The 12584-nt window shown below is 56.5% G+C and carries 8 protein-coding genes, 1 riboswitch and 1 other annotated feature (1 of these 10 only partly in view); of the genes, 3 read left to right on the forward strand and 5 right to left on the reverse strand.

Annotation, left to right across the window (positions count from 1 at the left end):
* Position 1: 1 nt before the first annotated feature.
* Positions 2–138: riboswitch (cyclic di-AMP (ydaO/yuaA leader) on the reverse strand.
* A gap of 211 nt (positions 139–349) precedes the next feature.
* The 3 genes from E5161_RS19260 to E5161_RS19270 form a co-directional block, all read right to left on the reverse strand.
* Positions 350–1165, reverse strand: coding sequence for a hypothetical protein (locus E5161_RS19260; protein ID WP_136779514.1), 816 nt, complete (start codon positions 1163–1165; stop codon positions 350–352).
* Positions 1166–1175: 10 nt separating this feature from the next.
* Entirely contained in the window at positions 1176–3158 is a 1983-nt protein-coding gene (locus tag E5161_RS19265) for a M1 family metallopeptidase (protein ID WP_136779515.1), read from the reverse strand.
* 98 nt (positions 3159–3256) lie between these two features.
* Entirely contained in the window at positions 3257–5380 is a 2124-nt protein-coding gene (locus E5161_RS19270) for a HelD family protein (protein WP_136779516.1), read from the reverse strand.
* Between the two features lie 219 nt (positions 5381–5599).
* On the opposite strand from E5161_RS19270, the gene E5161_RS19275 reads away from it, so the two are divergent.
* Positions 5600–6103, forward strand: a complete 504-nt coding sequence (locus tag E5161_RS19275; RefSeq protein WP_136779517.1) for a YwhD family protein — start codon at positions 5600–5602, stop codon at positions 6101–6103.
* Between the two features lie 393 nt (positions 6104–6496).
* Here the strand turns inward: E5161_RS19275 and E5161_RS19280 are convergent, their stop codons facing one another.
* Positions 6497–8551, reverse strand: a complete 2055-nt coding sequence (locus tag E5161_RS19280) for a transglycosylase domain-containing protein (protein WP_136779518.1) — start codon at positions 8549–8551, stop codon at positions 6497–6499.
* A gap of 191 nt (positions 8552–8742) precedes the next feature.
* Between E5161_RS19280 and speE the strand changes: the two genes are divergently transcribed.
* Entirely contained in the window at positions 8743–9570 is an 828-nt protein-coding gene (gene speE / locus E5161_RS19285) for a polyamine aminopropyltransferase (RefSeq protein ID WP_136779540.1), read from the forward strand.
* Positions 9571–9580: 10 nt separating this feature from the next.
* The gene (gene speB, locus E5161_RS19290) at positions 9581–10450 is read left to right on the forward strand and encodes an agmatinase (protein WP_136779519.1); all 870 of its coding nucleotides are present in this window, start codon (positions 9581–9583) and stop codon (positions 10448–10450) included.
* A 304-nt stretch (positions 10451–10754) separates the two neighbouring features.
* Here the strand turns inward: speB and argS are convergent, their stop codons facing one another.
* Complete coding sequence (gene argS, locus E5161_RS19295) at positions 10755–12452, reverse strand: arginine--tRNA ligase (protein ID WP_136779520.1); 1698 nt, start codon at positions 12450–12452, stop codon at positions 10755–10757.
* Positions 12453–12496: 44 nt separating this feature from the next.
* Positions 12497–12584, reverse strand: a binding site (T-box leader) (it continues 135 nt past the right edge of the window).

Genomic DNA, 12584 nt, shown 5'->3' on the forward strand with positions numbered 1-12584 from the left:
GGGTGTCTCCTTCCAATGCCTACGAGGTTAGCTGGAGGGTTCGGTTGAAGGTTCCCTATGGTCACTGTGAAGCGAGACCAATTCACCCAGAGTGGTTCCCCCGTTTCCCGGTGCGCGGGAATTCGGCAATTTTTTTGCACACAGCCTTACATATTCGCGTTTTCTGAGGGACTTCCTGCTCCTTTTGGATTAGAATTCCTTAATGTTTGGCCCAATTTACCGGCCTTGCGGGGTATTCCGCAAGGTTTTTTTGTTGTCGACAAAAAATGCGAACCCCGTCCGCAGGCCTGGCTTCGCCTGTCGAACGGGGATTTCCCGGGTAATGAAATGTCGAACGGACACCGGGACTTTAGCTCTCCGTTTCTCTCCACACCGAGAATTGCGCGGCAGCGGTCCAGAGAGAAAGAAGGGCTCGCACGAACTGAAAAGCTTGGTGAACAATGACGGCGGCTAAACCTGACCAAACGAGCGAAACTGCGGTTACGGCGGCGGAGGCTGCGAAGCCGATTCCGATCATGACGAGTGACACCGTGACGAGCGGCAAGGCGCGGAAGTAAGCGCGAAGCGCACCTTTCGCCCAGCCTTCGCGGGTTACAGCCCCGAATTGCATGGACTGAAACAATACATGAAGTACAAATCCATAGACGAGCCAGCCGACCGCATAAAGGAGCAATTCTTGCAGCCAATGAACCGGAGAAACGGCGGACATCAGCCGGTCTTTGGCCATCGGCAACAGCCATACGGCGGGTAGCAGGGCCAGTGCATTTTCCAGCCAGTACAGCAGGGTGACGGGTTTCCACGCGTTGCGGATACCCGACCAAACATGGGTACCCCCCTCCCCGGAGGTGTGATGAAAAGAGTAGTAGACACCGGCATTGAGCAGGGGCGTGAGCACCATCCGGACGAGAAGCAGACCCGTGAGCAGCCACAGCAAATCATCGACCAGATCGGTCCGAAGAAGCCGGAACTCCGCCTCAATGAGGAAGAGGGGTACCGCGTCGGCATTCGGATGCAAGTCGGGATATCGCAGCAAAACGGGCGTGACGACGGAATCCACCAGCCGGAACAGGAAAAATCCCCACAGAAAGCGATAGATAAATAAGAGAACCCATACATACTTATGTCGGACCGTTATGTTCCAACCCTGGCCCATCCATTTTTTCATAATTCTCACCTCACCAAGCCAAGGTACCGAACACGGTTTCCACCAGCTGCGTGATGCCTGCTGTCCAACGGATTCGCTGCTTCTGCGGAATTTCCGCCTTCAGGAAGTTGTTGAATTTCAGGTTATCCAGCACGACCGAAAATCCCGGATCCATGGCCACGTACGCAAGAGAGGAAGCGGAATCCAGTTGGAGCCGAGCGGCGGAAGTGCCCCCGTCCCACACTTTGCGCAGGGTATTTCCGTCGCTGAAGCCGAACAAAATCGTGACGGGCTGCGGACTGCCTCCGTTGCGGCGCAATTCGATCACGCTTCGGTATCCGGCATCGGTTCTCTCCGAGCGGATCGAGCGGACGGCGAAATCGGCCATTTCCCCCTTGTAAACGTGGGCGTTGAAGAAATCTTTCCAACTCGATTTCGTGACGGTTTCCACACTGATCTGAAAATCGGCGGTCGCCGGATGCTTGAACTTGTATCTCTGAAAATAAGTGCGCAAAATTTTGTTCATCGTCTTTTCGCCGACTTGCCGTTCAATTGCGGTCAACACGAGCTTGCCGCGAAGATATACGTTATCCGCATACCGGTCCGCGGAGCCGAAATGCCAGGACGGCTGTTTGAGAGGAGCCGGATCGGTGAGGTAACTGGCCTCCACCGGGGTATTCGCCAACACGCCGTAAACGGCGGCCATCAGCTTATCTTCGGTATAGGAGGTGAACCCTTCGTCCAGCCAGGCTTCTTCAAATTCGTTGGAGGCGACGATGCCGTACCAGTACTGGTGAGCAATTTCATGAACCAGGGTACGTTCGAGCTCGTAGCCGGGATTGTCGTTCTTGGCGGCGGCTCCCGTCACCAGCGTCGGATATTCCATTCCTCCCGCACCGTTGCCTTCGGCCGGCGGAATGACGACGGAAAGCGTGGAATATGGATATTCGCCGTACCAGGCGCCAAGTTTGGCGAGCGCCGATTTCGCGGCGTGCATGTAGCGGTCTTTCAAGTTTTTGTGCTGCGGGTCGAGATAGAGCTTGATCCTTACACCCGGGACACCGGCTGAGGAGAACGAATCCTCGTAATAGACGAAGTCCGGGGAGGCGGCCCAGGCAAAGTCGTGCACGTCGTCGGCATAGTATTGATAGACTTTGCGGCCTTTGTTCACGGAAGAAGGTCTGGTCTGAAAACCGGTGGCCGCCACTTTATATTGTTCGGGGACGTCAATCCGGACGTTGTAGAGGCCGAAGTCAGAGTAAAATTCCGAGTTGCCGTGGTACTGGTGGAGGTTCCACCCTTCGGAGGCCCGGCCTCTGGTGCCGGCCGTTTCATACACGGCAATTTTGGGAAACCATTGACCCGCCATGACGAAATCGCCGGCCTTGCCCATCCGGGCGAATATGGGCGGCAGCTTCACGACGAAGCTGAGACGCAAGGTCACGGACTGGCCCGGCTTGATCGGCTCGGGAAGACGAAACGTGACGAGCGTCCGGTCGGCCTTGTTGCCGTCGTCCGGCTGTACGTATCGCAGGCGGGGCATCAGCGTTTCCCCTTGCTCTGTGGTCAGCGAGGTCAGTTCCATCGAACCGGAAGTTCCCGGAGGCATGGCATCGGAACGAAGCTTGCCACCGGATTCCATAAGGAACGTACTGCCCGGCGAGAAAGCGTTCGGATACAGATGGAAGTAAAGGTCGGAGACCGATTTGAGGCCCGGGTTTTTCCACGTGACGGCTTGCTTGCCCGTAAGCGTTCCGTCGGTTCCGAGGGATACGGAAATGTGGTACTCGGTTACGCGCTGGCTGAGCACGACCGGTTTCGGCTTCATCGGTGCGCCTTCCTCCGATTGAGGCTTGGTCAGGACCGCAGGGGGGCTCTCCGGAAGGGGCAGCGTGCCGGCCGGCAGGGCGAATTGATCCTTCCAGGCGTCGGCAAACCCGAAACGGACCGAAAATACGAGGATCAGCAAAGCGGAGGCAAAAAGCAGAAGGCGAAACGTGCGGCGCTTCGGCATAACGGATAACCCTCCCGTTGACAAGCATCTACGGCATGTATATGTCGGCAGGCCGTAGATTATATCTGCTTGTCTGAGGGAGGGAAGAAAGAGCAGGTTTAGGTGGCGGAGACGAGCGGTGAAGGTGATCCTTGATACAGCAGCGTCAGTTTGTGCAAAGCACGGGTACACGCGACATACAGCAGCTTGGCGTCTTGCGGATCTTGGCTGTAATGCACGGGATCGACATCGGCGGCCAGCACGGCGTCGAATTCCAAGCCTTTGGCCAGAAAGACGGGGACGACCGACACGCCGCCGCGGTACTGGCTTTGACCTTCGGCGATCAGGTGAACCTCCGTGCCTGCGCGGCGGAGTTCTTGCGCGAGCTTGGCGCAAGCCTCGTCCGTACGGCCGATGACGGCGATCGTATTCATGCCCCGCCGCCTGTTCTCCGTAATGAAGGAGACAATGGCGAGAATTCGTTCGTCCGGCGTCTGGACCTCGATCAGCTTTACCGGTTCCCCGCTGCGGAACACCGGCTGTGCCGGCGGAAGAGAGGTGTCCGTGAACGGCAAAATGCGGTTGGCGAACTCGATAATTTCGAAGGTGGAGCGGTAGCTTTGCCTGAGTTCATGGTAAGACCTGCGGTCTTCCGGGAATACCTCGGCCAGTTCTTCCCACCGTCGCACGCCTCGATAGGCATGAATGCCTTGCGCCAAATCTCCTAAGATGGTGAAGGATGGCTCCGTCATCATCGCGCCGAGAAGGGCGATTTGGAAGGGAGACACATCCTGCGCTTCGTCCAGCACGACATGATCGAACGATCCGGACGGACCGTGCATATATTGGCGGACCCACATAAGCGCCGGAAGATCCTCCGGCATCACTGCACCTTTTCGAAGCAAGGCTTTGGTTTGTGCCGCAAGCGTCTCGGGCAGAGACGGATCGGGGCGGTCGAATAAGGTTTTGTAAAAGGAGAGCGCGTCGGCTTCCGGCAGTTTTTTGGCATAGGCTTTCAGCCGGTGTTTCCCTGTTTTGGCCCGGTCTTTGCGAATTTTGGCGTCATGGATCCGCTCTTTGAGCTGCATCTCGAGCCAACGGTTCATCCGGCCGAGCAGCCGCTCACGCCGCATGGCCAGCGGATAATGCCGGTATTCCACCTCGAACCATTCTCGAATGAGGCGGAACGGCAGCACGCACCCCTCCCAAGCTTCCATGTCTTGATGAGGCAAATAAGCGGCTTCGAACTCCCGAAGTTTGGCGTCGAGCCAATCCTTGTAACGCAGCGACCCTTTGAAACGTCCGGGCGTGCTGTCATCGATAGGCGGGCGCTCGCCTCCGAGAGAGAACCAGCGGGCGCCTTCACTTGACGCTTCCGCCAAATGGATCTCCTGGCCCAGCAGCTCAAGCGCCCAATCTGCGAAAGTGGTCTGCTTCACGCTGCCGACTCCGAGTTCCGGAAGCACGCCGGAAATATAATCGAGGAACATCGTGTTTGGCGCAAAAATGATCATCCGCTCGGCCCTGACTTGCCCTTGATATTGATATAGAAGGTAAGCCAGCCGGTGCAGCGCGACGGTGGTTTTGCCAGAACCCGCCGCGCCTTGGATAATGAGAGCCAGATGCCGAGGTGCGCGGATGATTTTGTCTTGTTCCGCCTGAATCGTCGAGACGATGTCCCGCAGCCGGTTATCTTTTTTCTCGCCCAGCCGATAGAGCAGGAACTCATCGCTGAGCCCCATGTTGTCTCCGCCGCGCACATAGCTCTCGACTACGCGCTGCAGTTCTTTTTCCCGGATGGACAGATTGCGTTTGCGGTGCACTTCCCCTTGGATCGTGCCTTCGGGGGCGTCATACGAGACTGTCTCCTCGCCTCCGGTGAACGAGTAGAACAAGCTGGCCACAGGGGCACGCCAGTCGATAATATACGGATCGCTGGTGTCCTTGCGGTCCATGCCTCTTTTGCCGATATATAGGGGCACCGGTGCTTGCTGTTTGCCGGATTCCTGGAAATCCAAACGTCCGAAGTAAGGCTCCGTGCTTAGCAGCGTGAGACGCTGCCGCATTTCCTGCCGTTTCTCCTCGAGCAGCTGCTCTACAAAGTCGTGACCGTAGTAAGCCGGACCGATCTGAGAAAGCTGGTTGTCTATTTCTTGGAACGTTTGATTCAGCCTGCTCCGTTCTTCTTGAAATGCGTCAGTTTTGTCTTGGGGCGTTTCTTGGGTTCTGCGTTCGGGTGTCATCCGAATTTTCCTCCCTATTGCGATCATTGGCGCCAGTACCCATTTTGCACGAAAACGTCTGAAAACAATAGACTTATGTTATTCTTTTTGTTATGATGTTGATTACCGGATTACCTAAAATAAATGGAACGTACGTTCGCGTATGACCAAATAACAAACTTGACGGGTGGGCATCCTTTTCGGAGGATTCTTGACCCGTTTTTTACGGAGGCTGATCGCGTGGAAAGCAACGAACAACCGAAGGAGAAAAAGAAACTCTCCCTTAACGTCGTCAGCAATAAAGAGCATAAAGGTTTCGGAGCGGGAACGATCGATTTGAGCCAAGTGTCGTGCGTGATCATCGACCGGGGCGAAGCTTATCTCGACGTCGGCGCCATGCATGCGAAGAGCAAGGTGGAGCGGGGCATCAAGTTTTCTCCGGACAAGGAGAACGTGCCGAACGGCCGCCCGGTGTGGGTCGTGTGGGTGGCGATCGACCGCAATGAGGAAGGCAGCTATTACGCCGGCGCGACCTCGTGCGAGATGCTCATCGACGAAGAGGCGCGGCGTGGATGGAAGGTGCTGCCCGACCACGTGAACCGGCTGGATGCCGCGCTGAAGCGGAAGTATATGCTCGATAACATCGGCCCGGAGGAGAAAGCTGCGCTGCGCAAGCTGCTGATGGAGCACAACGCCGAATGGTGGGACCGTTCGCCGGAGGCGCTGAAGGAACAGTTGAGCTAACATGTGGAAGACCGTCCAACGGGTTATCGGACGGTCTTTTGTACCGATGAGGTATTCCGCAACTGCATTTTGCCAAATTAGGGCAGCAAATGTGCCTTGAAATACTCTGTAATTGCATTTTGCAAAATTAGAGGACGGTTTGATGGGGTAATTGGCCGGAATGTGTGTTCCAAGTTGGCCAAATGAAGTTAGGCCGCTTCGTAGTGTTCAAGTGTCCGCTGTAAGTTCGTGAAATGCAATTGCAGAGTAGTGTGGCGATAGTGTTTTCTAGAAACGTAAAAAATTAACGCAGCCAAAAACAAAGGCAGGACATAACTTGGGAGCCAAGTGGTGTCCTGCCTTAATGTTTAGGCAGGTAAAATACGTTAATTAAGCGGATGAATAACCGGCGCGCTAACCACCCCACCAATGGCGGAGCCGTTTCAACCAAGAGCCGATGCCGTGGCCGGGTTCGGTCGGTGCCGCGTTTTCCGGCGTCTTGTGCAGCGAGCAGCTTTCGGTCGGTTCCGTTCCGGCGAGGAACGATTCGAGGACCGGGTTCGGACAGCCAGGGCCAGCAAGCAAGCCGTTCTCCGGATCGATGTGCACGCTGACGACGTCGGGAGGAATCGGAAATGCAGCTGGGTAACGATCCTGAAGAGCCGTTTCCGTAAAATTCGCGAAAATCGGCGCCGCCCGGTGAGCCTCGCCCGAGGTCACGGCGCGGCCCCGGTCATATCCGACCCACACGGCTGTCGAGAGCTCCGGCGTATAGCCGACGAACCAGGCATCGGTGTTGGTCGTGCCCGACTTCCCCGCCGCCGGCCTTTTCAAAAGCTGCGCCACGCGGTGTGCGGTGCCGCCCCGGTCGAATACGCTCTCCAAAAGCCGCGTGGTCACATAGGCCAACGCCGGAGAGATGACCTGCTCGCCGCGGGGATGCGCCTCGTATAGGATGCGGCCGGCTCGATCCTCGATGCGCAAAATCGCCAAAGGCTCGTATTTGCGGCCGCCGGACGCGAACACCGAGAAAGCCGACGCCATCTCGAAAGGACTGACGGGGTACGTGCCGAGAGCTAGCGAGGGCACCGCTTTGAGTTGCGAGGTAATGCCCAGCTTGCGCGCCATTTTGACGACCTCTTCAGGGCCAACTTGCATAACGGCATTAACGGCATAAATGTTGTCTGAAGAGGCGATCGCTTGCCTCAGGCCAATTTCGCTGTGAAAGTAACGGTCGTTAAAGTTGCTCGGCCGATAGATCTCCCGGTAGTTGTCATAGTAAAAAATGGTCGGTTCGCTGCGGAAGCGCGTGGCGGGCGTCAGAACTCTTTGATCCAGTGCCGCTGCATAGACGAACGGTTTGAAGGAAGACCCCGGCTGTCTCGTAGTGGCGAACACGCGGTTGAACTGGTTGTGCTTATAGCTGCGTCCGCCTACCATCGCCTTGATGTAGCCGTTGCGCGGGTCGACGGCCACTAGTGCGGCCTGCAGGTTGGACTCGCCGGGAAGTCCGTTTTTGACGGCGGTCTCGGCCGCTTTCTGCATTTTCGAATCCAGTGTAGTCGTAATGATCAGCCCGCCGTCGGCCAGCAGCCTCTCGTCGATGCCAAGCCGTTCCACCGCGACTTTCCGCACATAATCGGAGAAGTAAGGCGCGACGCGGTCCGGTTCATCCGGGAGAGGAATGACCGCCGGCTTGTCCCGCATCGCCTTCGCCGCCTGTTCTGCGGTGATGACGCCGGTCTCCCGCATCGCTTGCAGCACTTTGTTGCGCCGGGCCTCCGATTGGGCGGCATGCAGATGGGGTGAATAATAGCGAGGGCCTTTCGGAATGCCGGCCAGCAGCGCGCTTTCAGCCAGCGACAATTCCTTCGCCGGCTTCCCGAAATACAGCCTCGCCGCCGCTTCCGCACCGTAGGCACCGTGGCCGTAATAGATTTGATTGAGGTACATTTGCAAAATTTCATTTTTGGAATAGGTATTTTCCAGGCGTGCTGCATACCAGGCTTCCTTCATTTTGCGAGTCCACGTGCGCTCATGTGTGAGATAAAGATTGCGCGCCAACTGTTGGGTGAGCGTGCTGGCGCCTTCTTTTTTGGACAAATGCCGGAGATCGACCCAAGCGGCGCGGATCAGCCCTCGTGCGTCCACCCCGCGGTGATCGTAAAAACGGCGGTCTTCCACAGCCAGCGTGGCCTTGGACAGCCAGGGAGAGATGTCGCGAAGCGCCACGGGCTGTCGGTTCACTCCTCCTTGCATCACGGAGATCGGAACGCCGGCCGCATCCATAATTTGCGTCGATTGCGGGACGGCGGCGGCCGGCAGTGTGCCGAACCACTGCAGGACAAGCGCTCCGCCGGTCGACAGCAGCAGACAGAACAAGATGAACCAGGCGAGTTTTTTCCGCATCGAGGCCGCCGGAGCAAGGAACCCTTTCTTCTGCGGCCGGTTGTCGGTGTGCTTATCCATGGTGAGTCCAGCCCCCTTGCTTCGCGCCGTAATTCGCGGACGGCAGCATTTTCCTTTTAGTATGGAAAAGGGGAGGGCGGCGTATTCCGGGGAGCGGCGGGGAATGTTGCTTTTTGTGGTCGATATCTTATAATACAACTTGTCCGAACTCACGGAAGTATACATAAGAAAGAAGGGATCCCATGTCCTCCATGGATTTGTGGTTTACCGAGAAGCAAACCGAAAATTACGGCATTACGATGAAAATTAAGCGGACGATGGTGCACGAACAAACCGATTTTCAAGAGCTGGCGATGATCGAGACCGAAGAGTGGGGCAACATGCTCGTGCTCGACGGCATGGTCATGACGACGGTCAAGGATGAATTCGTCTATCACGAAATGATTACGCATCCCGCGCTTTTTACCCATCCGAATCCGAAACATGTGCTGGTGGTCGGCGGCGGAGACGGCGGCGTGATCCGGGAAGTGCTGAAGCATCCCAAAGTGAAAAAGGCCGTGCTCGTCGATATTGACGGCAAGGTCATTGAATATTCGAAGCAGTACTTGCCCTCCATCGCAGGAAAGCTGGATGACCCCCGTGTGGAAGTGATCGTGAACGACGGGTTCATGCACATTCATGATCACAAGAACACTTACGACGTCATCCTGGCGGACACGACGGAACCGGTAGGTCCTGCGGTGAATCTGTTTACCCGCGGTTTTTATCAGGGAATTTACGAGTCGTTGAAGGACGAAGGAATATTCGTTGCGCAGACCGACAATCCGTGGTTTAAAGCGGATTTGATCCAAAGCGTCAATCGCGACGTGAAGGAAGTGTTCCCGCTGGTCCGCGTGTATGGCGCGAACATCCCGACGTATCCGAGCGGCTTGTGGACGTTCACGATGGGCAGCAAAAAGCACGATCCGCTCGCGGTCGACGAGAACGCCATTCCGGAGATGGACACGAAATACTACTCTCCCCGCGTACACAAAGCGGCCTTCGTGCTGCCTAAGTTCGTGGAGGATTTGACGAAATAAGGAGACTGTTATGCGTTTACCTCAAACCTATTCCGGCAACGTATTCATTTACAGCTCCGACGACTACGCTTCATCCAAAGCGGTGATCTACGGCATGCCGATGGATTATACCGTATCGTTCCGGCCCGGTTCCCGCTTCGGTCCCGGCCGGATCCGCGAGGCGTCGGTCGGACTCGAGGAATACAGCCCGTATTTGGATAAAAGCATCGAGGATCTGGTTTACTTCGACGCGGGCGATTTGCTGCTTCCGTTCGGTAACGCGGCCAAGAGTCTCGACATCATTGCGGACTATGTACGCGGCTTGTTGAACGACGACAAAATCCCGGTCGGGCTCGGCGGAGAACATCTGGTGAGCTGGCCCGTGATTCGGGAAGTGTACAAAAAGTACCCGGATCTTGCGGTTATTCATATCGATGCGCACGCGGACTTGCGCGAACATTACGAGGGCGAGCCGCTGTCCCATTCGACGCCGATCCGTAAAGCGGCCGAGCTGATGGGCGGGGTGAACATTTACCAGTTCGGTATCCGTTCGGGCTCCAAGGAAGAATGGACCTATGCCAAAGAGAAAGGCATCCATTTTCACCCGTTCGACGTGGCGGAACCGCTCAAGAAGGAGCTCCCGTCGCTTGCCGGCCGTCCGGTGTACGTCACGATCGACATCGACGTGCTGGATCCGTCCGCGGCACCGGGCACAGGAACGACGGAAGCCGGCGGCATCACGTCCAAGGAGCTGCTGGAGGCGGTCCACGCGATTGCCCGTTCCGGCGTGAACGTAGTGGGCTTCGACCTCGTCGAAGTAGCGCCGATCTACGACCCGACCGAAATGACGCCGATCGTCGCTTCGAAAATCATTCGCGAAATGCTGCTTGGTTTCGTGTAATAAACGGCAAAGCCCCGACTTTTATCGGGGCTTTTTTGCGCTCATTTTTGGCTTGCCTCGAGACCTTCGCCTTCTACAGTTACATTTTTCCAAATTACAGTGGACAGAGAAGGCAAAGATTCACTGCAGTGATATTTTGCGAGCTTACAGAAGCAGTTTAACGACCTGACTCTGCCGGAAGGCTCTCTAATTTCGCTAAATGTAGTTAGGGAGAGTTTACGGACATGGTTAGCGGCTGTAATTCGGCGAAATAACATTACAGTCCCGCGGCAGGTCAAATTGGAGAAGGTTTGAGCCTGATGAGTTAGATCTGCTCCGGTGCTTTCATGCCCAACATCAGCAAGCCCTGCCTCAGCACCTTGCCCACCGCGGCCGCAAGCGAAAGCTTGGCGTACGTTACGTCCTGCGTCTCCGTAATGATCTTCCCTTCGTTGTAGAAGCGATTGAAATCTTTCGTCAACTCCAAAAGGTACCGCGCAACATAGGACGGTTCGTTTTCGTGGACGGCGTCCAGGATCGAGCTCTCGAATAGCGAGACGGTTTTCAACAAGCTCCACGCCGCCGGCGTAGAGAGATGCTGTCCGTCAAGCGCCGCACCCTCAGCCGTTAAGCGCTCATAAGATCCTTTCCGCAGCAAACTCGCAATTCTCGCATACGTGTACTGCAGATAGGGTCCCGTTTCACCATCGAAGCTGATCGCCTCCTCCAAATGGAAATCGACCGAGAGCAGACGGCGGTTTTTGAGATCCCCGAACACAATCGCCCCGGTGCCGATCGCCTCGGCCACCGCTTCCTTGTCGGGCAGCGAAGGATTTTTCGCTTCGATCACGCTTAGCGCCTTGGCGGCTGCTTCATCCAGCACCTCATCGAGGAACACGACCTTCCCCCGGCGGGTGGACATTTTCTTCCCCTCATATCTCATCAAGCCGAAGGCGACATGGCGGCAGTCGGCCGCCCAATCCTCGCCCATTTTGCGAAGGACGGCGAATACCTGCTGAAAATGCAGCGTCTGCTCCGCGCCCACCACATACAGAAGCTGATCGGCTCCGAGTACCTTCTTCCGGTAAACGGCGGTGGCCAAATCCCGCGTCGGGTAAATCGTCGTTCCGTCCGATTTCAGAATGAGACAGGGAGGCATCTGCTGCTCCTCCAGACGTACAACCTGCGCTCCGTCGCTTTCCTCCAGCAGCCCAAGCTCCGACAACCGCTCCACAACCGCGCCCATTTTATCGTTATAAAAGCTTTCGCCCAGAAGCAAATCAAACTTTACACCCAAACGATCATAGACACGGTTGAACTCCTTCAAGCTTTCTTCCACGAAAAACCGCCACAGTGTCTGCGTTTCGGCATCGTCGGTCTCCAGTTTCCGGAACCATTCCCGGGCGTCGTCTTCCAGCTGCGGTTCCTTCTCCGCTTCCTCGTGAAATTTCACATATAAACGCAAGCTCTCCCGAATCGGTTCCGCTTCGAGCCTGATGCGATCGCCCCAGCGATGATAGGCGGATATGAGCTTGCCGAATTGCGTGCCCCAATCTCCGAGATGGTTCACTGTTGTGACACGGTACCCGGCGGCACGGTACAAATTCGCGAGCGCATTGCCGATTACGGTCGAACGCAAATGCCCGATTCCGAAAGGCTTGGCGATGTTCGGCGAGGACAAATCGATCACCACATGACGGCCGGCGCCTGCATCCGATGAGCCGAAGCTTTCGGCCATGACGGCATCCAACAGGCGGCCGGCCCAGACCGCGGGATCGAAAAACAAATTCACATAGCCGCCGGCCGTCTCGGCCCGCACGCCTTCCGCCGTCTCGTTCAACGCATCAGCCAGCTCGCGCGCGATGACCGGCGGAGCCTTCCGCAGCTGCTTGGCCAACGCAAAACACGGAAAGGCTACATCGCCAAGCTCCGGTTTCGGCGGAAGCTCAAGCTTTGCGGCGATTTCCTCGGCCGGCAGCGAGAGGCAAGGGGCAAGCCATTGAGACGCTGTTTCCTTCAACATGCAGGAATCCCTCCTGGAATTAAAATAAAAAACCCCCGTCTCATCAAAGAGACGGAGGTTAGTCCGCGGTACCACTCTTCTGGCATTCCCGTTCACGGGAACCCGCTCAATCGGATAACGGCCGGCCGCAGC

It is taken from the genome of Cohnella pontilimi (assembly GCF_005049045.1).
GTDB classification, from domain to species: Bacteria; Bacillota; Bacilli; order Paenibacillales; family Paenibacillaceae; genus Cohnella; species Cohnella pontilimi.

What these genes read in the sequence shown, in the direction of transcription:
- E5161_RS19260 (WP_136779514.1), bottom strand. Translation starts at nt 1,165, where the DNA reads ATGAAAAAATGGATGGGCCAGGGTTGGAACATAACGGTCCGACATAAG.
- E5161_RS19265 (WP_136779515.1), bottom strand. Translation starts at nt 3,158, where the DNA reads ATGCCGAAGCGCCGCACGTTTCGCCTTCTGCTTTTTGCCTCCGCTTTG.
- E5161_RS19270 (WP_136779516.1), bottom strand. Translation starts at nt 5,380, where the DNA reads ATGACACCCGAACGCAGAACCCAAGAAACGCCCCAAGACAAAACTGAC.
- E5161_RS19280 (WP_136779518.1), bottom strand. Translation starts at nt 8,551, where the DNA reads ATGGATAAGCACACCGACAACCGGCCGCAGAAGAAAGGGTTCCTTGCT.
- speE (WP_136779540.1), top strand. Translation starts at nt 8,743, where the DNA reads ATGGATTTGTGGTTTACCGAGAAGCAAACCGAAAATTACGGCATTACG.
- speB (WP_136779519.1), top strand. Translation starts at nt 9,581, where the DNA reads ATGCGTTTACCTCAAACCTATTCCGGCAACGTATTCATTTACAGCTCC.
- argS (WP_136779520.1), bottom strand. Translation starts at nt 12,452, where the DNA reads ATGTTGAAGGAAACAGCGTCTCAATGGCTTGCCCCTTGCCTCTCGCTG.